The sequence below is a fragment of the Metapseudomonas cellulosilytica genome (genome assembly GCF_049334135.1).
In the GTDB taxonomy this organism is placed as follows: domain Bacteria; phylum Pseudomonadota; class Gammaproteobacteria; order Pseudomonadales; family Pseudomonadaceae; genus Metapseudomonas.
In genome coordinates this window covers 102,963-125,444 of record NZ_JBHZGN010000013.1, presented here as the reverse complement: position 1 = coordinate 125,444, position 22,482 = coordinate 102,963, and the positions used below count along the sequence as shown (strand labels likewise).

Genomic DNA, 22,482 nt, shown 5'->3' with positions numbered 1-22,482 from the left:
GGTAGTCCAATGTCTGTATTCACCCCACTCGAACGTCCGGAACTGGAAGTTTTCCTGGCCCCTTACGGGCTTGGCCGGCTGAAGGATTTCCAGGGTATTGCCGAAGGCTCCGAGAACAGCAACTTCTTCGTCAGCCTGGAACAGGGTGAATATGTGCTGACCCTGGTGGAGCGCGGTCCCAGCCACGACCTGCCGTTCTTCATCGAACTGCTCGACGTGCTCCACGATGCCGACCTGCCGGTGCCCTACGCCTTGCGCACCGAAGGCGGCGAAGCCCTGCGCGAGCTGGCGGGCAAACCCGCGCTGTTGCAGCCGCGCCTGCCGGGCAAGCACGTGCACCAGCCCAACGCCCACCACTGCGCCGAAGTCGGCGGCCTGCTGGCGCGCCTGCACCTGGCCACCCGCAACCGGGTACTGGAGCGCAAGAGCGACCGTGGCCTGGACTGGATGCTCAACGAAGGCCCGTCCCTGGCCCTGCAACTGAACGACGCCGCGCTGCCGTTGCTACGCGATGCACTGAAGGAGATCGGTGAGCTCAAGGCGCGCTTCCTTGCCCTGCCGCGGGCCAACCTGCACGCCGACCTGTTCAAGGACAACGTGCTGTTCGACGGCACCCACCTGTCCGGGGTGATCGACTTCTACAACGCCTGCTCGGGACCGATGCTCTACGACCTGGCCATCTGCCTGAACGACTGGTGCTCGGACGCCGACGGTCGCCTCGACCCCCAGCTCGCCCGCGCCCTGCTCGGGGCCTATTGCGCACTGCGCCCTTTCACCGCCGCCGAGGCCGAACTCTGGCCCACCGCGCTGCGCATCGCGTGCGTGCGTTTCTGGCTGTCACGGCTGATCGCCGCCAATGCCTTCGCCGGGCAGGATGTGCTGATCCACGACCCCAATGTGTTCCAGGTGAGGTTGGCGCAGCGGCAGCAGGTCGATCTGCCGTTGCCGTTTGCGCTCTGAGGCTTCGCCAGGGGCACTAACCTGTAGGGGCGAATTCATTCGCCAAGGGCAGCGCAGCTGCCCCATGAACCTCCAGGGGCAGACCTTCGGCCTGCTTGGCAAATGAATTCGCCCCTACAAGGTCCCCGGCCCGGCCATCCATGGCCGGTCGTTCGCCGGGGCAACGCATGCTCGATCGGTGTAAAGATCGAACCCACAGCAGACATCCCTGTCGTGACTTATCTGCTCAAGTTCAACCCCGGCCCGGCCATCCATGGCCGGTCGTTCGCCCTTTGCAACGCATGCGTTGCATGCGGGCTCACCCACATTTCGAATGCCCGCAGTTGAGGCACGTCGCGCAGCCATCCATCTGCACCACCGCCTGGGTATTGCACTTGCCGCAGAGCTGGGCGCCGGCCGGGAAGCCTTCGCCGGGCTCGGCGGTGGAGGTGCCGAGACTGGCTTCGTAGGCGGCGCGTTTCTCGGCCAGGTAGAGCTTGTGCTCCTCGTCCAGCTTCTGGCCTTCCATCAGGCCGATGGCCACCAGGTGGCGTTCCAGCACGGCGCCGATCTCGGCCACCAGTGACGGCATGTACACCCCGCCACGCTTGAGGTAACCGCCGCGAGGGTCGAACACCGCCTTCAGCTCTTCGACCAGGAAGGTGCAGTCGCCGCCCTTGCGGAATACCGCCGACATGATGCGGGTGAGGGCGACAATCCACTGGAAGTGCTCCATGCCCTTGGAGTTGATGAAGATCTCGAAGGGCCGGCGCTGCTCGAAGGCGGTGCCGGGGTTCAGCACGATGTCGTTGATGGTCACGTAGAGCGCGTGCTCGAACAGTGGCGACTTGATCTTGTAGGTAGCGCCGACCAGGGTTTCCGGACGCTGCAGGGTCTCGTCCATCTGCACCACGGCGGCCGCTTCCTCGGCGGCCTTGCGGGCCTTCTCCTGGTCCAGGTCCACCAGGCTGAAGCCCTTGATCTTCTTCTCGATCCTCAGGGTCATGACGGCCTCCGCTCGTTCAGTACTTGCCGTAATAGCCTTCCTTCAGCGCCTCGAACAGGTTGGCGGCGGTATGCACTTCACCGTCGTATTCCACCTCTTCGTTGCCGCGCAGCTCCACCAGGGTGCCGTCCTCCAGCTCGAACCGGTAGACCGTCCTGGCCAGGTCCGCATCCTTCACCAGCACACCCTGGAAGGCCGCCGGGTTGAAGCGGAAGGTGGTGCAGCCCTTGAGGCCCTGGTGCCAGGCGCGCAGGTAGATGTCCTTGAAATCCTCGAAGGGGAAATCGGTGGGGACATTGGCGGTCTTGGAGATGGACGAGTCGATCCACTTCTGCGCCGCCGCCTGCATGTCCACATGTTCGGCGGGGCTGATGTCGTCGGCGCTGACGAAGTAGTCCGGCAATCGCTGGGCCGGGTGTTCGGCATCCGGCCGTGCCCGGCTGTTGACCAGGGCGCGATAGGCCAGCAGCTCGTAACTGCACACGTCGATCTTTTCCTTGGTCTTGCGCCCGGGGCGGATCAGGTTGCGCGAATACTGGTGGGCGTAGCTCGGCTCGATGCCATTGGAGGCGTTGTTGGCCAGGCTCAGGCTGATGGTGCCAGTGGGGGCGATGGAGCTGTGGTGGGTGAAGCGCGCGCCCACCTCGGCCAGTTCGGCCACCAGTTCCGGAGCGTGTTCGGCGATCCGCTGCATGTAGCGGGAATAGCGGGCGTGGAGGATGCGCCCGGGCACCCGGTCGCCGACCTTGTAGCCGTCGTCCACCATCTCCGGGCGCTTGCGCAGCATCGCGGCGGTCACCTCGTAATCCGGCAGCAGGATGGGCGCGGGACCTTTCTCCCTGGCCAGTTCCAGCGCGACCTGCCAGCCAGCCAGGGCCATTTCCCGCGCCACCTCTTCGGTGAACACGCAGGCCTCGGGACTGCCATAGCGCAGCCGCAGCAGTGCCAGGGCCGACCCCAGGCCGAGGAAGCCCATGCCGTGGCGGCGTTTGCCGAGGATTTCCTCGCGCTGCTGCGCCAGCGGCAGGCCGTTGATCTCCACGACGTTGTCGAGCATCCGGGTGAATACCCGCACCACGGAGCGGAAGCGCTCCCAGTCGAAATGCGCGTCCTCGCTGAAGGGTTCCTCGACGAAGGCGGTGAGGTTGATCGAGCCGAGCAGGCAGGAACCATAGGGCGGCAGGGGCTGCTCGCCGCAGGGATTGGTCGCGCGGATCGCCTCGCACCACCAGTTGTTGTTCAGCTCGTTGACCCGGTCGATGAGGATGAAGCCGGGTTCGGCGAAGTCGTAGGTGGAGACCATGATCATGTCCCACAGGTGCCGGGCCTGGACGCGCCCGTAGACCTTGCAGGCCACCAGGCCATCCTCGCGGGTGAAGTAGCCGTCGTGCAGCGGCCAATCGCGCCAGATCACCTGGGTCGAGTCATGGAAGTCCAGCTCGTCCCGCTCCTTGGGGTGCACCGGGTAGAGCAACGGCCATTCGGTGTCGTTCTCCACCGCATGCATGAAGGCGTCGCTGACCAGCAGGCTGAGGTTGAACTGGCGCAGGCGGCCATCCTCGCGCTTGGCGCGAATGAACTCGCGCACGTCCGGGTGGCAGACGTCGAAGGTGCCCATCTGCGCGCCGCGGCGACCGCCGGCGGAGCTTACGGTGAAGCACATCTTGTCGTAGATATCCATGAAGGACAGCGGCCCGCTGGTTTGCGCCCCCGCCCCGGAGACGTAAGCGCCATGCGGGCGCAGGGTGCTGAATTCGTAGCCGATGCCGCAACCGGCCTTGAGGGTGAGCCCGGCTTCATGGACCTTGCCGAGGATGTCGTCCATGGAATCGCGGATGGTGCCGGAAACCGTGCAGTTGATGGTCGAGGTAGCGGGCTTGAAGTCCTGGGCGCCGGCATTGGAGATGATCCGCCCGGCGGGCACCGCGCCGTTGCGCAGGGCCCAGAGGAAGCGTTCGTACCAGTGTTCGCGGGCCGCGGCATCGGCTTCCACCTCGGACAGGGCGCGGGCCACGCGCTGCCAGGTGGCGTCCGGGGTCAGGTCGATGGGGGTGCCGTCCTTGTGCTTGAGCCGGTACTTGCTGTCCCAGATGTCCTCCGACGCCGCCTGCAAGGCGATGCCGTGGCTGCCCTGGACCTGCTTGGGTGTCCCCGTCCTGGCCATCCGCCGCCCTCCGTCGATGAAGAGTCCAGACTAGTCTGACCACGAATACCGGCCGCTGATCCACATCAAGGCGGCCCGCGGCCCCTCTCTCACCTTAGCAGGCAACCCTCTCCCCCAACCCCTCTCCCTGAAGAGGAGAGGGGAGCAGTCCGCGCCAAGCCCTGCACCTGCGCTAGTGGGAGCGAATTCACTCGCGAATCAAAGCGCTTCCAGGCACCCCGCCAGGCCATCGCCCAGGTTCTGCAACAGGGTCTCGTAGCCATTGGCGGCCACCGGCGCGTTCGTGCCCAGGGCGTCCAACTCGGCGAGGCGTACCTGCAGGCCGCTGGTGAGGGTGTCGGCCAGTCGCGGACGCACCGGCGGCTCGCTGAATACGCAACTGGGGCCGGCCTTCTGCAGCCGTTCGCGCATGGCGGCGACATGGCGGGCACCGGGCTGCACTTCGCTGGCGACGCTGAACACGCCAGAGTGGCGCAGGCCGTAGGCCGCCTCGAAGTAGTCGAAGGCCTCGTGGAAGACGAAGAAGGGCTTGCCGGCAACGCCGGCCATGCGCGCCTTGAGCTTGGCATCAAGCAAGTCGAGACGACCCTCGAAGGCCTTCAGGTTGGCCTGGTAGCGGGCGGCGTTGGCCGGATCGGCAGCGGCCAGGTCGGCGGCCATGCGCGAAGCGATCACCCGGGCATTGGCCGGCAGCAGCCAGAGGTGGGCGTCCAGGGAGCCAGGGCGATGGTCATGATCGTGCTCGTGTTCGTCATGCTCGCCGTCGTGCTCGTCGTGCAGCGCCTCGAAGTGGCGCAGCGTCAGGCCGGGCTCGTCCTGCAATGCCACGCTGGGCTTGTCGCGTCCCTGCAAAACGCGGGGCAGGAAGCCCTCCAGGCCGGGGCCGATCCAGTAGAACAGGTCCGCCTCGCGCACCCGGCGCACATCCGACGGGCGCAGGGCGTACTGGTGGGGTGAAGCGCCCGGGGGCAGCAGTACATCGGGCTGACCGGCGCCGTCCTGAACGGCGGCGGCGATCAGTTGCAGCGGCTTGATGCTGGTCAGCAGGCGCACGTCGGCCTGGGCCGACAGGGCGCAGGCACTGAGGAACAGGGAGACGAATAGACGGAACACGGCACACACTCGGCGGGAAAAGAGTTATAGAATAACGTCTCTTTCTCCAGACGTCGCCGCCGCCATGCTCAAGCCGATCAGTGCAAAAGCCCCCCTGGCCTGTCGCCCCCACGACCATTCCCACTGCGTGTCCAACGCCCTCGCCGAGGCCGATGCCATCTGCAGCCGCCAGGGCCTGCGCCTGACCGCCCTGCGCAAGCGCGTGCTGGAACTGGTCTGGCAGAGCCACAAGCCGCTCGGCGCCTACGACATCCTTGGCGTGCTGACCGAGGAAGACGGCCGCCGGGCCGCGCCACCCACCGTTTATCGTGCCCTGGATTTCCTCCTGGAGAACGGCCTGGTGCACCGCATCGCCTCGCTCAACGCCTTCGTCGGCTGCAACCATCCGGGTGAAGCGCACCAGGGTCAGTTCCTCATTTGCCGCAACTGCCAGACCGCCATCGAGCTGGAGCAGGCGAGCATCAGCCAGGCCATAGTCGAGAGCGCGAAGTCCGTGGGTTTCGTCGTCGAAGGCCAGACCGTGGAAATCGTCGGCCTCTGCGCCAGTTGCCAGGTGGCGGCATGAGCGATGCGCTGATCCGCCTCGAAAAGGTCGGCGTCGACTTCGCCGGCCAGCCGGTGCTGCAGGATGTGCGCCTGGAAGTGAAGGCCGGGGAGATCGTCACCCTGATCGGCCCCAACGGCGCCGGCAAGACCACCCTGGTGCGCACCGTACTCGGCCTGCTCAAGCCCGACAGCGGCGAGGTATGGCGCAAGCCGCGCCTGCACATCGGCTACATGCCACAGAAGCTCCAGGTGGACGTCACCTTGCCGCTCACCGTGCTGCGTTTCCTGCGCCTGGTGCCCGGCGTCGATCGCAAGGCCGCACTCGCCGCGCTGGACGAAGTGGGCGCCGCCCAGGTGATCGACAGCCCGCTGCAGAACATCTCGGGCGGCGAGCTGCAGCGGGTGCTGCTGGCCCGCGCCCTGCTGCGCGAGCCCGAACTGCTGGTGCTGGACGAACCGGTGCAGGGCGTCGACGTCGCAGGCCAGGCCGAGCTCTACCGCCTGATCAGCCGCCTGCGTGACCGCCACGGTTGCGGTGTGCTGATGGTTTCCCACGATCTCCACCTGGTGATGAGCGCCACCGACCAGGTGGTCTGCCTGAACCGCCATGTGTGCTGCTCCGGTCACCCGGAACAGGTCAGCGGCGATCCGGCCTTCGTCGAGCTGTTCGGCCAGGACGCCAGGAGCCTGGCCGTCTACCACCACCACCACGACCATGCCCACGACCTGCATGGCGAAGTGGTGAAGACCCCCTTCCCCAGCGGTACCCGTTTCACTCCCGTCCACAAGCACGGCCCCGACTGCAACCATGGCTGATTTCCTGCTCAACGCTCTGCTCGCCGGCCTCGCCCTGGCCCTGGTGGCCGGCCCCCTCGGCTCCTTCGTGGTCTGGCGGCGTATGGCCTATTTCGGCGACACGCTGTCCCACGCCGCGCTGCTCGGCGTGGCCCTCGGCCTGATGCTGGACGTCAGCCCGACCCTCGCGGTGACCGTCGGCTGCGTGCTGCTCGCCGTGCTGCTGGTGACCCTGCAACAGCGCCAGCCGCTGGCCTCCGACACCCTGCTGGGCATCCTCGCCCACAGCACCCTGTCCCTCGGCCTGGTGGTGCTGAGCTTCATGAGCGAGGTGCGCATCGACCTGATGGGCTACCTGTTCGGTGACCTGCTGGCCGTGAGCCGCACCGACCTGGCCTGGATCCTCGGCGGCAGCGCCCTGGTGCTGCTGGTGCTGATCCCCATGTGGCGGCCGTTGCTGGCGATCACCGTCCACGAGGAATTGGCGCGGGTCGAGGGCCTGCCGGTGGCGGCCATCCGCCTCGCCCTGATGCTGCTGATCGCCGTGGTGATTGCCGTGGCCATGAAGATTGTCGGCGTGCTGCTGATCACATCCCTGCTGATCATCCCGGCGGCCGCCGCCCAGCGCCATGCCCGCAGCCCGGAGCAGATGGCCCTGGGCGCCAGCCTGCTGGGGCTGGTGGCGGTTTGCGCCGGCCTGGCGCTGTCCTGGTACAAGGACACCCCGGCGGGCCCGTCCATCGTGGTCTCCGCCGCCAGCCTGTTCCTCTTCAGCTTTGCCCTGCCACGGCGCACCTGACGGGGTGCGGCCGGGACGCCGGCCGCCCTCGGGATGCCTCCGGAACTGCCATCTCGGCGTCCGATTTGCCCTGCTTTTTTGTCCTGACGGCCCCGCCCGTGTAGACTCGCGCGTTTTTTGAGCAATCAGAGACCCAACGGAATGAAGTTGTTCGCCACTCGTTGCCTGCCTGTTGTCGCCTTTTCCCTGCTGCTGGCCGCCTGCCAGACCGCCCAGCAAGCGGCCAAAGTGCCAACGGACGAGTTGGCCGGCGGCTTCCATCAACTCGACCGGGAACTCGCCGAAGGCAAGCTCAACGAGGCCGAGGGCCATCTCAAGAGCCTGGAAGAGCGTGCCATCGGCGATCGCCGACTGGAGCAATACCAGCGCCAGCTGGCCGATACCTGGCTGAAGCGCGGCCAGGCCGCCCTGCAGCAAGGCGACCTGGACCACGCCACCAAGGCCCTGAGCCACGCTCGCAGCCTGATGCCCCGGGCCCCGGCCCTGACCACCGGGTTGAACGACGCACTCGACACGGCCCGTGGAGACAGCCAGGCACCGCAACTGGTGCACTGAACGCAACGCTCGGGCGGCGTCTAGACTGGCAGCAGTCCGTCTGTCGCTTATTCCCTGATGCTATAGCCATAGGTCCAGAAAGATTTTCTGCGCCTATACGGCAACAGGTAAACTTGCCGGTTTTTAGCCGATCCGGCTAACGACGAGCCCACAAGGTTTCCGCAGTGATCGAATTCCATAACGTCCACAAGGCGTACCGCGTCGAAGGCCGCGAAATCCCGGCCCTGCAGCCGACCGACCTCGCCATCCAGCGCGGTGAAGTGTTCGGCCTGATCGGCCACTCCGGCGCCGGCAAAAGCACGCTGCTGCGCCTGATCAACCGCCTCGAAGAGCCCACCGGCGGTCGCATCGTCATCGACGGCGAAGACGTCACGGCCTTCGACAGCGAAGACCTGCGCCGCTTCCGTCAGCGCGTCGGGATGATCTTCCAGCACTTCAACCTGCTGGCGTCCAAGACCGTGGCCGAGAACGTCGCTCTGCCGCTGAAGCTGGCTGGCGAACTGTCCCGCGCCGAGATCGATCGCCGCGTCAGCGAACTGCTGGCCCGCGTCGGCCTCAGCGACCACGCCCGCAAGTACCCGGCGCAACTCTCCGGCGGCCAGAAGCAGCGCGTCGGCATCGCCCGCGCCCTGGCCACCCAGCCGAAGATCCTGCTCTGCGACGAGGCCACCAGCGCCCTCGACCCGCAGACCACTGCGCAGGTTTTGCAACTGCTGGCCGAGATCAACCGCGAGCTGAACCTCACCATCGTCCTCATCACCCACGAAATGGACGTGATCCGCCGCGTCTGCGACCGGGTGGCCGTGATGGACGGCGGGGTCATCGTCGAGCAGGGCGCGGTGGCGGATGTCTTCTTGCACCCGCAGCACACCACTACCCAGCGCTTCGTGCTGGAAGACGAGCAGGTGGACGAGGGCGAGCAGCACGATGACTTCGCCCACGTCAGCGGCCGTATCCTGCGCCTGACCTTCCGTGGCGAAGCCACCTACGCCCCGCTGCTGGGCACCGTGGCGCGCCAGACCGGGGTGGACTACAGCATCCTCGCCGGACGCATCGACCGCATCAAGGACACCCCCTACGGCCAACTGACCCTGGCCCTGACTGGCGGCGACATCGACGCCGCGCTTGGCTGCTTCCGCGAGGCGGACGTGCACCTGGAGATCCTGCGCTGATGGACGCCCTGCTCGCCAATATCGACTGGTACGAAATCTGGCTCGCCACTCTCGACACCTTCCTGATGCTGGGTGGCTCGCTGCTGTTCACGGTGCTGCTGGGCCTGCCGCTCGGCGTGCTGCTCTTCCTCACCGGCCCGCGCCAGTTGTTCGAACAGAAGGCCGTTTACGCCCTGCTGTCGCTGGTGGTGAACGTGCTGCGCTCGCTGCCGTTCATCATCCTGCTGATCGTGATGATCCCCTTCACCGTGTTCGTCACCGGCACCTCCCTGGGCGTCGCCGGGGCCATTCCGCCGCTGGTGGTGGGTGCCACGCCGTTCTTCGCGCGCCTGGTGGAAACCGCGCTGCGCGAGGTGGACCGGGGCATCCTCGAAGCCACCCAGGCGATGGGTGCGACCACCGGCCAGATCATCTGGAACGCCCTGCTGCCGGAAGCGCGGCCGGGCATCTTCGCCGCCATCACCGTCACCGCCATCACCCTGGTGTCCTACACCGCCATGGCCGGCGTGGTGGGCGCGGGCGGCCTCGGCGACCTTGCCATCCGCTTCGGCTACCAGCGCTTCCAGACCGACGTGATGGTGGTCACCGTGGTCCTGCTGCTAGTGCTCGTACAGATCCTGCAAACCGTCGGCGACAAGCTGGTGGTGCACTTCTCCCGTAAATGACCTGGCGCCGGCGCCCGTTGCGCCGGCCCGATGACTTCCCACAAGGAGCCGCTCATGAAAAAACTGCTGGTGGCCTTCGCCGCCCTGACCGCCCTCTCCGCCCAGGCCGACACCCTGAAAGTGGCCGCCACCCCGGTGCCCCACGCGGAGATCCTCGAATTCATCAAGCCGCAGCTGGCCAAAGAAGGCGTGGACCTGCAGGTGAAAGTCTTCACCGACTACGTGCAGCCCAACGTGCAGGTCGCCGAAGGCCGCCTGGACGCCAACTTCTTCCAGCACCAGCCGTACCTCGACGAGTTCAACAAGGCTCGCAAGACCAAGGTGAAGCTGGAATCCGTGACCGGCGTGCACGTCGAGCCCTTCGGCGCCTACTCCAGCAAGGTGAAGTCCCTGGCCGAGCTGCCCGAAGGCGCCCAGGTGGTCATCCCCAACGACGCCACCAACGGCGGCCGCGCCCTGCTGCTGCTGGACAAGGCCGGCGTGATCAAGCTGAAGGACAACACCAGCATCACCGCCACCCCGAAGGACATCGTCGAGAATCCGAAGGGCATCAAGATCCGTGAACTGGAAGCCGCCACCCTGCCGCGCGTGCTGAACCAGGTGGACCTGGCGCTGATCAACACCAACTACGCCCTGGAAGCCAAGCTGAACCCTACCAAGGATGCGCTGGTGATCGAAGGCTCCGACTCGCCCTACGTGAACATCCTGGTAGCCCGCGAGGACAACAAGAACAGCGCCGACATGCAGAAACTGGCCGCCGCCCTGCACAGCCCCGAGGTGAAGAAGTTCATCGAGGAGAAGTACAAGGGAGCCGTGGTGCCGGCGTTCTGAGCGCATCCGGTTGAATGAAAAAGCCCGCTCAGTGAGCGGGCTTTTTTGTGGGCGCTGGAAAATCCCTGCATGGCCAACCTTCCCTCACCCCCGGCCCCTCTCCCACAAGGAGAGGGGTGACTCAGGGCCCACCATCCGCATGGACTGCCCCCTCTCCCTCCGGGAGAGGGCTGGGGTGAGGGAAGCCATCCCAGCCGGCGGCGCTCAGCCCTGCGGCGCCACCAACCCCGGCAGCTGCTCCTTGAGCTTCTGGTTGTTCAGCGGCGAGCGGATGAAGCCGCGCTGGGTGCCGTCCGGGCCCAGGACCACCAGGTTGCCGCTGTGGTCCACGGTGTAGTTCTCCTGGCGGGTATCGGCCGGGATGAAGGGAATGCTCACGGCGTTGGCCAGCTTCTGCAGGGTGGGCAGGTCGCTGGTGACGCCGACGAAACTCGGGTCGAAGTAGTTCAGGTACTGCTTGATCTGCTGCGGGGTGTCGCGATTGGGGTCGACGCTGACGAAGACGAAGCGCAGGTTGTCCTGCGCCTGCTGCGGCAACAGGCCCTTCAGTTCACGCATCTGCGCCAGGGTGGTAGGGCAGATGTCCGGGCAGAAGGTGTAGCCGAAGAACACCAGGCTCCACTTGTCCTTGAGCTGGTCCACCGCGACCTTGGCGCCGTTCTGGTCGACCATCTCCAGCGCCGGCAGGGTGCGGCTCTGGGGCAGCAGGACGATGCCGGCATCGAGCAGCTTGGTGGGGTCGGCCTGGCGCTCACCATTGAGCACCCGGTGCACGGTGAGGCCGAGCACCACCGCGACTATGGCAACGAGGACGAAGACGGTTTTCTGGACTCTGGTCATAGGTTCAGCATCAGGTAATGGTCCACCAGCAGGGCGATGAACAGCAGGAAGAGGTAGGCGATAGAGTACTTGAAGGTCTTGATCGCCGCGTGCGGTTTGCTGTCACGGTACAGCACCCAGGCCCACTGCAGGAAGCGTGCGCCCAGCGCCACGGCGCAGACCAGGTAGAGCACGCCGCTCATGTGGATGGCGTAGGGCAGCAGGCTCACGGCGAACATCACCAGGGTGTAGAGCAGGATGTGCACTTTGGTGTACTGCTCGCCGTGGGTCACCGGCAGCATGGGGATGTCGGCCTTGGCGTACTCGGCCTTGCGATGGATGGCCAGGGCCCAGAAGTGCGGCGGGGTCCAGGCGAAGATGATCAGCACCAGCAGCAGCGGCTCGGCGGACAGGTGACCGGTGACCGCCACCCAGCCCAGCAGCGGCGGCGCGGCGCCGGCCAGCCCGCCGATGACGATGTTCTGCGGCGTGGCGCGCTTGAGGAAACCGGTGTAGAGCACTGCGTAGCCCACCAAGGATGCCAGGGTCAGCCAGGCGGTCAGCTCATTGGTGAAGGCCAGCAGCAGGGCCTGGCCGGCCACCGCCAGGACGAAGGCGAAGGTCAGGGCCGCCGCCGGCGAAACCCGTCCATTGACCACCGGGCGCTTGAGGGTGCGCGCCATGATCGAATCGATGCGCCGGTCCACCACGTGGTTGACCGCCGCCGCCGCGCCGGCGCACAGGCCGATGCCGAGGTTGCCGAACAGCAGCACCTCCCAGGGCACCCCGGCACGGGTGGCGAGGAACATGCCCACCAGCGAGGTGATCAGCATCAGCACCACCACCTTGGGTTTGGTCAGTTCCAGGTAGTCGCGCCAGCTGGCGCGGACTTCACTGTGTCCTTGGCTGAGCAGAGTGGCCATGGCGTGTACTCCTCAGTATTCCGGTTATTTGCCGTGTGGGGTCATCGCCGTAGGAGCGAGCTCTGCTCGCGAACCTCCGACGTTTCCCCTTTCGCGAGCAGCGCTCGCTCCTACGAAAAGAGCCGGGCTACGCACCCGGTAATTCACGGAAACCAGCACCAGCAGCAGCAGGGCACCGCCGCCGTTGTGGGCCACCGCCACCGGTAGCGGCAGGTGGAAGATGACGTTGCTGATGCCCAGGCCCACCTGCAGGCACAGGGCCGCCAGCAGCAGGGCGGCCAGGCGCGGCAGGCCGGCACCGCGCAGCTGCCAGGCCAGGGCCAGCAGCACCAGGGTCACGGCCAGGGCGCCGAGGCGGTGGGTCATGTGGATGGCGGTGCGGGCGTCGCTGTCCAGTTGCCCGCCCAGGTAGTTCGGGCCGATGTGCTGGGTCAGGTGGAAGCCGTTGGCGAAGTCCATCGCCGGCCACCACTGGCCGTGGCAGGTGGGTAGGTCGACACAGGCCACCGCCGCGTAGTTGGAGCTGACCCAGCCGCCCAGGGCGACCTGCCCGATCACCAGCGCCAGCCCCAATGTAGCCCAGCGCCGCAGGCGCGTCGGCAACTCCAGCGGCGGGAAGGCGTTGGACAGCCGCAGACTGAGCAGCAACAACAGCGACAGGGTGGTGAAGCCGCCCAACAGGTGGGCGGTGACCACCTGGGGCCAGAGCTGCAGGGTCACCGTCCACATGCCGAAGGCGGCTTGCGCGATCACCACGCCCAGCAGCACCAGCGGCAGCTTGAGTGGCTGGCCATCACGGCCGCGCAGGCGCACGGCGTGGATGGCCAGGCCAAGGATCAGCAGGCCGAGGGTACCGGCGAAGTAGCGGTGGACCATTTCGTTCCAGCCCTTCTCGGCCTCCACTGGTGCGTGGGGGAAGTTGGCCTCGGCATGGGCCAGTTGCGCTTCGGACTGCGGCACGCTGATAAAGCCGTAGCAGCCGGGCCAGTCGGGGCAGCCGAGGCCGGCGTGGGTCAGGCGGGTGTAGGCGCCCAGCAGCACCACCACCAGCGCCAGCAGGGTGGCGAACAGCGCGAGGCGGAATCCGGGCCGGTTCTTGTACTTATCCACAGCAGCCGCTCCTCACCTTTCCGGAGAAAGGGGTCGTTCAACCGATATTGGAAAGCTTCAGCAGGTGGCGCAGGTCATTGAGGACCTGCTTGCCCTTGGTGGTGCCGTCGTAGCGCAGGACGAGATTGCCGTGGGGGTCGACGATCCACAGCTGGGCACCGCCGAGGTTTTCGGTGGCCTTACCGTAGGTGACCGCATCCAGGCCATAGCGTTTCAATTGCGGGTAGTCCTGTTTTAGCTTGTCGGCGTAATCGGCCGGCACCTCGGTGACGGCCAGGGCGTGAGTGGCGCGGGACGCGTCGCGGCCGAGGCCGATATGGATCTGCCGCGCGACGTACACCAACTCCTGACAGTCGGTCTCGCAGCCGGCCGGCGCGGTGACCAGCAGTTGCCAGGCGTCCTGCGGTGCGACGTCCTGCACGCCGAGGTCGGCGAGGGTCTGCCCATTGCCGATGAGGGCGCCGTGGAAGCTGCGCCCTTCCGGCACCCAGAAGCTGAACTTGTACATGGCCGTGGCGAGCATCATCGGGCCGATCACCACCATCAGGATCAGCAGCAGCTGGATGCGCCCACGGCGGCGCGGCGGTGCGGCCTCAGGCATGGCGAGTGCTGGGTTCATTGTTGTTCTCCCGTCCTTTGCGCAGTCCGTAATAGATGAAGAGGCCGAGGAGGGCCGCCGCCAGGGCGAACCACTGCACGGCATAACCGATGTGCTTTTCCGGCCCCATGGCCACTACCGGCCAGTCGGTGCGGTAGCCTGCCGGGCCTTCTTCCAGGCGCAGCTCCAGAGGCAGGCCATCGCGCCCCAGGTGCTGCCAGAGCCCGGCGGCGTCCACCTGGTTGACCAGTTGGGGCCAGCCCGAGGTTTCCAGGTGCTTGAGTTCAAATGCGGCGCCCGGCGGCACATAGACCCACGCGATCAGATCCAGGGCGCCGGCTGGGGTGTCGAAGGCCGGCGGGATGCGGCGGTCCGGCCAAGGCAGCCAGCCACGGTTGATCAGGACCCATTGGCCGCCAGCGTCCTGGAAGGGTTGCAGCAGTTCGACGCCGGCCTTGCCGTCGCGGATGCGGCTGTCCAGCAGCAGGCTGTGGTCGGCATCGAAATGACCGTGCAGGCGCAGGCGCAGCCAGGCGGGATCGGGACGCGAGGCCAGGGATGCGAGGCCGATGGGATCAGCGATGCGCAGTGCCTCGGCCGCAGCCAGCAGCTGGTGTTTTTCCTCGGCGCGGGACAGCTGCCAGAACCCCAGGCCCAGCAGCAGGGGCAGCAGCGCCAGCACCACCAGCGTGGGCGCGAGTCCCGGCCGGAAAACGCTCATGGGCGCCTTCCGTGAGGCTGAACAGGGCTGGCTATACTGCACAACATCCCCCTTCCACCGGAGTCACGCATGCTCAAGGCTGCGATCGTCCTCATGCTGCTCGCCACCGTGGTGAGCCTGTTCAGCGGCCTTTTCTTCCTGGTCAAGGACGAAGGCCGCAGCTCCCGCGTGGTCAATGCGCTAACGGTTCGTGTGATTCTGGCCGCCCTGACCCTGGCGCTCATCGCCTGGGGTTTCTACAGCGGCCAGTTCGTTTCTCATGTCACCTGGTAAGCCAGAGACCCCCGCCTCCAGCCACCGCCTTCACAGCACGTAGACGAAGGTAAAGAGGCCGATCCACACCACGTCCACGAAGTGCCAGTACCAGGCTGCCGCCTCGAAGCCGAAGTGGTGCTCGCTGTCGAAATGGCCGCGCAGGATGCGCACCAGCATCACCGTCAGGATCAGCGCCCCCATCGTCACGTGGGCACCGTGGAAACCGGTGAGCATGAAGAAGGTGGCGCCGTAGATGCCCGACCCCAGGGTCAGCCCCAGTTCCTTGTAGGCGTGAATGTACTCCTCGGCCTGGAAGCCCAGGAAAGTCGCGCCCAGCAGGATGGTCAGCGCCAGCCAGGCCTTGAGCGGACCGCGCTTGTTCTTGCGCAGGGCGTGGTGGGCGAAGGTCACGGTGAAGCTGGAGGACACCAGCAGGATGGTGTTGATCAGCGGCAGGTGCCAGGGATCGATGATCGCCTTCGGCGGCGGGAACAGCTTCGCGTCGGGGTTGTTCATCGCCGGCCAGGCGAACTCGAAGTTCGGCCAGAGCATGTTGGCCACGCCCTTGGCCCCTTCACCACCGAGCCAGGGCCCGGCGAAGTGGCGCACATAGAAGAGGGCCCCGAAGAACGCGGCGAAGAACATCACCTCGGAGAAGATGAACCAGCTCATGCCCCAGCGGAAGGAACGGTCCATCTGCCCGCTGTAGAGGCCCGAGCGGCTCTCGCGGATCACATTGCCGAACCAGCCGAACATCATGTAGGCGATCAGCAGGCCGCCGACGAAGAAAATGATCGGCCCGTTGGACTCGGGGCGACCGTACTTCATGTCGTTGAACCAGGTCCCCAGCCCATACACCGTGGTCAGCAGGGCGACGGTGGCGATGATCGGCCACTTGCTCTGGGCCGGAACGTAATAGTGCTCGTGACTAGCCATCGTTGTTGTTCTCCTTATCGGCCCGTCAGCCGTCATTCCTGGCGACTGGTGGCTTGCGGGCGGTGATATCGAACAGCGTGTAAGCGAGGGTCAGGTGATGCACATCGGCCGGCAGGTCGCGGTCGACGATGAAGCGCACCGGCATCTCGATGCGCTGGCCGGGCTGCAGGACCTGCTGGGTGAAACAGAAGCATTCGGTCTTGTGGAAGAAGGCCGCCGCCTTGGACGGCGCCACGCTGGGAATGGCCTGGGCCGTCATCGGCTTGTCGGTGGGGTTGAAGGCGATGAACAGCATCTCGTTGCTCGCCCCCGGGTGCACCACCAGGTCGTCCGCCTTGGGGCGGAATTCCCAGCTCATCCCCGCCGCGTTGGTGGCGAGGAACTGCACGCGCACCTGCCGCTGCTGGTCTTCGCTCTGCGCCCCTTCGTAGGCCGACCCGGTGGTCTTGCCGTTGATGCCGAAGGCCTGGCACATCACGTCATAGATCGGCACCAGAGCGAAACCGAAGGCGAACATCGCCACCACCAGCACCAGAAGGCGCGGGATCAGGCGGCGAGTGCTCATTTCCCCGTTCATCTCACTTCACTTCCGGCGGTGTGGTGAAGGTGTGGTAGGGCGCCGGCGAAGGCACCGTCCACTCCAGACCCTCGGCACCGTCCCAGGGCTTGGCCGGGGCTTTCTTGCCGCCACGGATGCACTTGATGACGATGAACAGGAAGAGGAACTGGGTGGCCCCGAAGGTGAACGCACCGATGGACGAGATCATGTTGAAGTCGGCGAACTGCAGGTTGTAGTCCGGAATCCGCCGCGGCATGCCCGCCAGCCCCACGAAGTGCATGGGGAAGAACGCCATGTTCATGCCGATGAAGCTCATCCAGAAGTGCAGCTTGCCGAGGGTCTCGTCGTACATGTGTCCGGTCCACTTCGGCAGCCAGTAGTAGGCCGAGGCGAAGATGCCGAAGATGGCGCCGGGCACCAGCACGTAGTGGAAGTGCGCCACCACGAAGTAGGTGTCGTGGTACTGGAAGTCCGCCGGGGCGATGGCCAGCATCAGCCCGGAGAAACCGCCGATGGTGAACAGGATGACGAAGGCCACGGCGAACAGCATGGGGGTCTCGAAAGTCAGCGAGCCTTCCCACATGGTGGTCACCCAGTTGAACACCTTCACCCCGGTGGGCACGGCGATCAGCATGGTGGCGAACATGAAGAACAGCTCACCGGTCAGCGGGATGCCCACGGTGAACATGTGGTGCGCCCAGACGATGAAGGACAGGAAGGCGATCGACGCGGTGGCGTAGACCATCGAGGTGTAGCCGAACAGCGGCTTGCGCGAGAAGGCCGGGATGATCGAGCTGACCGCGCCGAAGGCGGGCAGGATCATGATGTACACCTCGGGGTGGCCGAAGAACCAGAACACGTGCTGGAACAGCACCGGGTCGCCGCCACCGGCCGCGCTGAAGAAGCTGGTGCCGAAGTGGATGTCCATCAGCATCATGGTCACGCAGCCGGCCAGCACCGGCATCACCGCGATCAGCAGGAAGGCGGTGATCAGCCAGGTCCAGACGAACAGCGGCATCTTCATCAGGGTCATGCCCGGGGCGCGCAGGTTGAGGATGGTGGCGATCACGTTGATCGCGCCCATGATCGAGCTGATGCCCATCAGGTGGATGGCGAAGATGAAGTAGGTGACGCTTTCCGGCGCATAGGTGGTCGACAGCGGCGCGTAGAAGGTCCAGCCGAAGTTCGGCCCGCCGCCGGCGGTGAACAGGGTGCTGACCAGGAGGCCGAAGGCAGCCGGCAGCAGCCAGAAGCTGAAGTTGTTCATCCGCGGCAGGGCCATGTCCGGCGCGCCGATCATCAGCGGGATCATCCAGTTGGCCAGGCCGACGAAGGCCGGCATAACGGCGCCGAACACCATGATCAGGCCGTGCATCGTGGTCATCTGGTTGAAGAACTCCGGCTGGACGATCTGCAGGCCCGGCTGGAACAGCTCGGCGCGGATCACCATCGCCATGGAGCCGCCCAGCAGGAACATGCAGAAGCTGAACCACAGGTACATCGTGCCGATGTCCTTGTGGTTGGTGGTCAGCACCCAGCGCATCAGGCCCCTTGCCGGGCCGTGGTGGTGATCATGCCCGGCATGATCGTGGTCGATCACTGCACTCATGTCAGTCTCCATATAGGCCGGTGTCTTCTTCATTGGCCTTCCCCCTGTTTCAGGGCCAGCACTTCCTTCGGAGTCACCATGTCGCCCATGTTGTTGCCCCAGGCGTTGCGCTCGTAGGTAATGACGGCGGCAATGTCGACTTCGGACAGCTGCTTGCCGAAGGCGGCCATGGCAGTGCCCTGCTTGCCGTGGAAGACGATGTTCAGGTGATCGGCCTTGGGACCGGTGGCGATCTTCGAGCCCTTGAGTGCCGGGAACATGGGCGGCAGGCCCTGACCTTCAGGCTGGTGACAGGCTGCGCAGGTGGTGTGGTAGATCTTGTCGCCGCGCGCCACCAGCTCCTCGCGGGTCCATTCCTTGTCGGTCAGCTCCTTGAGCTTGGCCGTTTCCTCCTTGCGCGCGGCCAGCCACTTGGCGAAGTCTTCCTTGGACTTGGCCTCGACCACGATGGGCATGAAGCCGTGGTCCTTGCCGCACAGCTCGGTGCACTGGCCACGGTAGATGCCGGGCTTCTCGATGCGGGTCCAGGACTCGTTGACGAAGCCGGGAATGGCGTCCTTCTTCACTGCCAGCGCCGGCACCCACCAGGAGTGGATCACGTCGGCGGCGGTGATCAGGAAGCGCACCTTGGTGCCGACCGGGACCACCAGCGGCTGGTCGACCTCCAGCAGGTAGTGCTCGTCCTTGGGCGCCTTGTTATGGATCTGCTCGGCGGGCGTGGCCAGGTTGCTGAAGAACTCCACGTCCTGGCCCAGGTACTTGTAGTGCCATTTCCACTGGTAACCGGTGACCTGCACATCCAGACCGGATTCGGAGGTGTCGTAGATGTCGATCAGGGTCTTGGTCGCCGGCACCGCCATCAGCACGAGGATGACGAAGGGCACGACGGTCCAGAGGATTTCCACCGTGGTGCTCTCGTGGAAATGCGCCGGCTGCTGGCCGGTGGAACGACGATGGATGATCATCGACCAGAACATGGCACCGAAGACCAGTACGCCGATGACGACGCAGATCCAGAAGATGGTCATGTGCAGATCGAAAACGGTACGGCTGACCTCGGTGGCCCCGGGCGCCATGTTGATCGTCCAGGCAGCCTCCGCCTGGCTGAGAACAGACAACAGCAGGAGTCCCATCCAGACTCGTGGATGTCGCATCATTGCGGGTTCCCCTTCTCGTTCTTGTTATCCCGCCGGCTGGGCCAACGGCTTGGGGACGGCTGTCCAGACTACCAAAACCGGACCGCCGACCTCGGCACGCAGGTGCACAGTCGGGTTCCATCAGGTAATGCCTTTCGAGTCGGAGTATAGACAGGGACTTCAGGTGCGCAACGCGACGAAAAAAATGGCTCAAGGCGCGCAAGCCTTGTCCTAAACGCCGCGGCTGGCGTGGGCTGGAAGTCAGTGGCAAAGTGCCGTTATAGCTTGCCTGAATAACCCCGAAGGAATTATGACAATCCGGTCTTAGCCGTTGCCCAAGGCGAGCTAAGGTCTTCTCTTCACCTTGCGTTCACCCCTAACCCGCCATGTCCTTTCCAGGAGCAGTCATGAACACCGCCGCACTGCGCGAAGTCATCCAGCGCGCCCTCCAGCACGAAGCCGCCTCCGCCCAACTGACCCGGATTCTGGAAACCCAGGTCGCCAGTCTGCACCCCGCCATTCGCCTGCCGGCAGAGGATGCCCAGGGCGTGCTCGCCCGCTTCATCGCCGCCTATGTGGAACAAGTCCCGGACGTGCTGGATGCCGCCGCCAACGTCGCCCGCGAAGCCGGTATCGAGTCGCGTATCAAGCCAGTGCTGAGGGTGGCCGAGCAGTTCTTCCTGCAGCCGCCGGCACTGATGGTCGGCCACAACGGCCTGGAAGGCCTGCTCGACGAAGCCTACCTGGCCCATCGCCTGGTGGAGGAAGTCAACGACCGCTACATCGTGCATTTCGGCCAGCCGCTGATCCCGCTGGACACCACGGTGGCCAACCTGATCGCCCACCATCTGATCGGCGAGCCCTTTGCCAACCAGTTGGACGAAGCCGTACACCACGCCGTGGACGGCCTGCTGGACGAGGAGGTGTTCAGCCTGCCCTCGGCCCAGGCCTATCGCCAGCAGCTGCACGACCCCAAGGTCGAGGAGGCGTGGAAGCGCTGGCCCTGCATGTCCGGGCAGCTTGGCGTCGAGCTGCAACTGAACCAGGGCCAGCGCGAGGCGGGCTGAAGTTCGCCCCCGAAACCACCTGGCAGGAGCGAATTCATTCGCGAAAAGGTTGGCCTCACCCCCGGCCCCTCTCCCAATGGGAGGGGGGTGAGTGTAGGCCGCCGCCCATCCGCGAAAAGAAAAAGGGGCTGCAGCGGCAGCCCCTTTTCTTCGTCACTCGGACTGGTAACGCGGCCGTGGCGTGGCCATCGGCAGCGGGCCGTCACCGATGACACGGAAGCGGCCCAGCTCGGCGTCGTAAGCCTTGATCACCGAAGTCTCGATGTCATAGACCCAGCCGTGGATGAACAGCTGGCCGCTGGCCAGGCGCGCCGCCACCGAGGGATGGGTGCGCAGGTGGTCGAGTTGCGCCACCACGTTCTCCTCAGTCAGCACTTCCAGGGTTTCGTGGGTGGCACAGCCGCAGTTCTCCTGGACGACCACCTTCGCCACTTCGGCATGGCGCAGCCAGGCCTTCACCGTGGGCATGCGCTCCAGGGTCTGCGGGTCCAGCACCGCCTTCATGGCGCCGCAGTCGGAGTGGCCGCAGATGATGATGTGGTGCACACCGAGGGCCATCACCGCGAACTCGATGGCGGTGGAGACGCCGCCGTTCATCTGGCCGTAGGGCGGCACCACGTTGCCGACGTTGCGGGTGACGAAGAGGTCGCCGGGGGAGCTCTGGGTGATCAGTTCAGGGACGATGCGCGAATCGGCGCAGGTGATGAACATGGCGCGGGGCTTCTGTTCATGGGCGAGCTTCTTGAACAGCTCTTCCTGCTGCGGGAAGACCTCGTCGCGGAACCGCTGGAAGCCCTCGACTATGTTCCGCAGGGCCTCTTCCGCACTCTCACCACGTTGCTTGTCGTGCTCGTTGCTCATGCTGCCAACCTCGGTCATCGTAGGAATTGTCTGTTATGCCGCCTATTATCCACTGATTGCCGGCATTTGAATTCCTACAGGACTGTTGTTACAGCCCGCCAAGTCACACCTTAAAGTAACGCCATCTGTCTTCCTGGCGGGCAGAAGCGCGAACAGTCCAGTCCGTAATCGCGCCGCTGGTTCAGCCCCAGCCTGCGGATGGCCACGGCGAAACGCTGGGCGAGCAACTCGGCAAAAGGCCCCTGACCCTTGAAACGGTGGCCGAAACGGCTGTCGTAGATTTCCCCTCCCCGGCACTGACGGATGATGCTCATCACGTGAGCGGCACGCTGTGGGTAGTGCGCTTGCAGCCACTCCTCGAACAACGGCCCCACTTCCCGCGGCAATCGCAGCAGCATGTAGGAAGCTTGTTGCGCACCGGCGTCGCGCGCTGCTTCCAGCAGGCTTTCCAGCTCCATGTCGTTGATCATCGGGATCATCGGCGAACAGAGCACGCCCACCGGAATGCGGTTCTCGCGCAGCACGCGGATGGCCCGCAGGCGCGCCGAAGGGGCCGCGGCACGGGGTTCGAGAACGCGCTTGAGCTCATCGTCCAGCGTGGTGAGGCTGATCATCACCGCCGCGAGGTTCTGCTCCGCCAGCTCGGTGAGCAGATCGAGGTCGCGCAGCACCAGCGAACCCTTGGTGACGATGGTCACCGGGTGACGGTAGCGCAGCAGCACCTCGAGGGTCTGCCGGGTCAGGCGGTGTTCACGCTCGATGGGCTGGTAGGGGTCGGTGTTGGAGCCCAGGTTGATCGGCGCGCACTGGTAGCCCGGTTTCGACAACTGCTGTTCGAGCAGCGAAACGGCGTTGGTCTTGGCAATCAGGCGCGTCTCGAAGTCCAGCCCTGGCGACATGTCCCAATAGGCGTGGCTGGGCCGCGCATAGCAGTAGATACAGCCATGCTCGCAACCGCGATAGGGGTTCACCGAGCGGTCGAAGGGCAGGTCCGGCGACTGGTTGCGGGTGATGATGCTCTTGGCGGTTTCCAAGCGCACCTCGGTGGCACGACTGGGCGGAACCTCCTGGTACCAGCCATCGTCCATCGCCACCGACGTGGTCGGCGCAAAACGGTTGAAAGGATTGCTGGCCGTGCCACGGCCACGGGGCGGGAGGGGGGCAGGCATGGGGAAGACTCCGCATAAATACTGTATATTCATACAGTATACGCAGACCTTTCCGACGCCTAGCCCTGTCTGCCGAGCGGCACAAGCCGATCCCGGCCCGCTTCGCTTCCCCATCGCGAATGAATTCGCTCCCA

24 protein-coding genes are annotated in these 22,482 nt (G+C 65.4%); 10 read left to right on the top strand and 14 right to left on the bottom strand.

Going from position 1 to position 22,482, the window contains the following annotated elements; genetic code table 11:
- Positions 1-9: 9 nt before the first annotated feature.
- On the top strand, positions 10-960 hold the full coding sequence (locus tag ACFW0H_RS17880) for a homoserine kinase (protein ID WP_422915205.1): 951 nt from the start codon (positions 10-12) through the stop codon (positions 958-960).
- A 298-nt stretch (positions 961-1,258) separates the two neighbouring features.
- Here ACFW0H_RS17880 and ACFW0H_RS17875 read toward each other — a convergent pair whose 3' ends face one another.
- From ACFW0H_RS17875 to ACFW0H_RS17865, 3 genes are all read right to left on the bottom strand, one after another.
- Complete coding sequence (locus ACFW0H_RS17875) at positions 1,259-1,945, bottom strand: TSCPD domain-containing protein (RefSeq protein WP_422915204.1); 687 nt, start codon at positions 1,943-1,945, stop codon at positions 1,259-1,261.
- Positions 1,946-1,961: 16 nt separating this feature from the next.
- On the bottom strand, positions 1,962-4,109 hold the full coding sequence (locus ACFW0H_RS17870) for an adenosylcobalamin-dependent ribonucleoside-diphosphate reductase (protein WP_422915203.1): 2,148 nt from the start codon (positions 4,107-4,109) through the stop codon (positions 1,962-1,964).
- A gap of 198 nt (positions 4,110-4,307) precedes the next feature.
- Positions 4,308-5,222, bottom strand: coding sequence for a zinc ABC transporter substrate-binding protein (locus ACFW0H_RS17865; protein ID WP_422915202.1), 915 nt, complete (start codon positions 5,220-5,222; stop codon positions 4,308-4,310).
- A gap of 64 nt (positions 5,223-5,286) precedes the next feature.
- Between ACFW0H_RS17865 and ACFW0H_RS17860 the strand changes: the two genes are divergently transcribed.
- The 7 genes from ACFW0H_RS17860 to ACFW0H_RS17830 all read left to right on the top strand — a co-directional run bounded on the left by ACFW0H_RS17860 (position 5,287) and on the right by ACFW0H_RS17830 (position 10,585).
- Positions 5,287-5,787 carry a Fur family transcriptional regulator gene (locus tag ACFW0H_RS17860; protein WP_422915201.1) on the top strand — a complete coding sequence of 167 codons (501 nt, stop codon included), beginning with the start codon at positions 5,287-5,289 and terminating at the stop codon, positions 5,785-5,787.
- Entirely contained in the window at positions 5,784-6,584 is an 801-nt protein-coding gene (znuC, locus tag ACFW0H_RS17855; protein WP_422915200.1) for a zinc ABC transporter ATP-binding protein ZnuC, read from the top strand. Before ACFW0H_RS17860 ends, znuC begins: the two co-directional genes overlap by 4 nt.
- Positions 6,577-7,362 (top strand): zinc ABC transporter permease subunit ZnuB, encoded by a 786-nt coding sequence (gene znuB, locus ACFW0H_RS17850; protein ID WP_422915199.1) that lies wholly within the window; start codon positions 6,577-6,579, stop codon positions 7,360-7,362. Before znuC ends, znuB begins: the two co-directional genes overlap by 8 nt.
- Before the next feature lie 141 nt (positions 7,363-7,503).
- On the top strand, positions 7,504-7,917 hold the full coding sequence (locus tag ACFW0H_RS17845; protein WP_422915198.1) for a hypothetical protein: 414 nt from the start codon (positions 7,504-7,506) through the stop codon (positions 7,915-7,917).
- Between the two features lie 164 nt (positions 7,918-8,081).
- The gene (locus ACFW0H_RS17840) at positions 8,082-9,089 is read left to right on the top strand and encodes a methionine ABC transporter ATP-binding protein (protein ID WP_422915197.1); all 1,008 of its coding nucleotides are present in this window, start codon (positions 8,082-8,084) and stop codon (positions 9,087-9,089) included.
- The gene (locus tag ACFW0H_RS17835; RefSeq protein WP_422915196.1) at positions 9,089-9,754 is read left to right on the top strand and encodes a methionine ABC transporter permease; all 666 of its coding nucleotides are present in this window, start codon (positions 9,089-9,091) and stop codon (positions 9,752-9,754) included. Before ACFW0H_RS17840 ends, ACFW0H_RS17835 begins: the two co-directional genes overlap by 1 nt.
- A gap of 54 nt (positions 9,755-9,808) precedes the next feature.
- Complete coding sequence (locus ACFW0H_RS17830) at positions 9,809-10,585, top strand: MetQ/NlpA family ABC transporter substrate-binding protein (protein ID WP_422915195.1); 777 nt, start codon at positions 9,809-9,811, stop codon at positions 10,583-10,585.
- A gap of 204 nt (positions 10,586-10,789) precedes the next feature.
- Here ACFW0H_RS17830 and ACFW0H_RS17825 read toward each other — a convergent pair whose 3' ends face one another.
- The 5 genes from ACFW0H_RS17825 to ACFW0H_RS17805 are packed head-to-tail and all read right to left on the bottom strand — an operon-like array spanning position 10,790 to position 14,756.
- Positions 10,790-11,425, bottom strand: a complete 636-nt coding sequence (locus ACFW0H_RS17825; RefSeq protein ID WP_422915194.1) for an SCO family protein — start codon at positions 11,423-11,425, stop codon at positions 10,790-10,792.
- Positions 11,422-12,327 (bottom strand): heme o synthase, encoded by a 906-nt coding sequence (gene cyoE, locus ACFW0H_RS17820; RefSeq protein ID WP_422915193.1) that lies wholly within the window; start codon positions 12,325-12,327, stop codon positions 11,422-11,424. The genes ACFW0H_RS17825 and cyoE overlap by 4 nt, the downstream gene beginning before the upstream one ends.
- A 24-nt stretch (positions 12,328-12,351) precedes the next feature.
- Entirely contained in the window at positions 12,352-13,437 is a 1,086-nt protein-coding gene (locus ACFW0H_RS17815; protein ID WP_422915192.1) for a COX15/CtaA family protein, read from the bottom strand.
- A gap of 37 nt (positions 13,438-13,474) precedes the next feature.
- A complete protein-coding gene (locus ACFW0H_RS17810; RefSeq protein WP_422915191.1) occupies positions 13,475-14,056 on the bottom strand; it encodes a hypothetical protein in 582 nt (193 codons plus the stop codon).
- Positions 14,031-14,756, bottom strand: a complete 726-nt coding sequence (locus tag ACFW0H_RS17805; RefSeq protein ID WP_422915190.1) for an SURF1 family protein — start codon at positions 14,754-14,756, stop codon at positions 14,031-14,033. Before ACFW0H_RS17805 ends, ACFW0H_RS17810 begins: the two co-directional genes overlap by 26 nt.
- A 69-nt stretch (positions 14,757-14,825) precedes the next feature.
- Between ACFW0H_RS17805 and ACFW0H_RS17800 the strand changes: the two genes are divergently transcribed.
- The gene (locus ACFW0H_RS17800) at positions 14,826-15,029 is read left to right on the top strand and encodes a twin transmembrane helix small protein (RefSeq protein WP_069081401.1); all 204 of its coding nucleotides are present in this window, start codon (positions 14,826-14,828) and stop codon (positions 15,027-15,029) included.
- A 30-nt stretch (positions 15,030-15,059) separates the two neighbouring features.
- Here the strand turns inward: ACFW0H_RS17800 and ACFW0H_RS17795 are convergent, their stop codons facing one another.
- The 4 genes from ACFW0H_RS17795 to coxB are packed head-to-tail and all read right to left on the bottom strand — an operon-like array spanning position 15,060 to position 19,272.
- Positions 15,060-15,947 carry a cytochrome c oxidase subunit 3 gene (locus ACFW0H_RS17795; RefSeq protein WP_422915189.1) on the bottom strand — a complete coding sequence of 296 codons (888 nt, stop codon included), beginning with the start codon at positions 15,945-15,947 and terminating at the stop codon, positions 15,060-15,062.
- A gap of 25 nt (positions 15,948-15,972) precedes the next feature.
- Positions 15,973-16,524: a cytochrome c oxidase assembly protein gene (locus tag ACFW0H_RS17790; protein WP_422915188.1), complete on the bottom strand. Its 552-nt coding sequence runs from the start codon at positions 16,522-16,524 to the stop codon at positions 15,973-15,975.
- 1 nt (position 16,525) lies between these two features.
- Positions 16,526-18,115: a cytochrome c oxidase subunit I gene (ctaD, locus tag ACFW0H_RS17785; protein ID WP_422915187.1), complete on the bottom strand. Its 1,590-nt coding sequence runs from the start codon at positions 18,113-18,115 to the stop codon at positions 16,526-16,528.
- Between the two features lie 29 nt (positions 18,116-18,144).
- Positions 18,145-19,272 carry a cytochrome c oxidase subunit II gene (coxB, locus tag ACFW0H_RS17780; RefSeq protein ID WP_422915186.1) on the bottom strand — a complete coding sequence of 376 codons (1,128 nt, stop codon included), beginning with the start codon at positions 19,270-19,272 and terminating at the stop codon, positions 18,145-18,147.
- Between the two features lie 386 nt (positions 19,273-19,658).
- On the opposite strand from coxB, the gene ACFW0H_RS17775 reads away from it, so the two are divergent.
- A complete protein-coding gene (locus ACFW0H_RS17775; protein ID WP_422915185.1) occupies positions 19,659-20,318 on the top strand; it encodes a hypothetical protein in 660 nt (219 codons plus the stop codon).
- Positions 20,319-20,471: 153 nt separating this feature from the next.
- Here the strand turns inward: ACFW0H_RS17775 and ACFW0H_RS17770 are convergent, their stop codons facing one another.
- Both ACFW0H_RS17770 and ACFW0H_RS17765 read right to left on the bottom strand, forming a co-directional pair.
- Entirely contained in the window at positions 20,472-21,179 is a 708-nt protein-coding gene (locus ACFW0H_RS17770; RefSeq protein WP_422915184.1) for a carbonic anhydrase, read from the bottom strand.
- 110 nt (positions 21,180-21,289) lie between these two features.
- Positions 21,290-22,348 (bottom strand): PA0069 family radical SAM protein, encoded by a 1,059-nt coding sequence (locus ACFW0H_RS17765; protein ID WP_422915183.1) that lies wholly within the window; start codon positions 22,346-22,348, stop codon positions 21,290-21,292.
- Between the last annotated feature and the right edge of the window lie 134 nt (positions 22,349-22,482).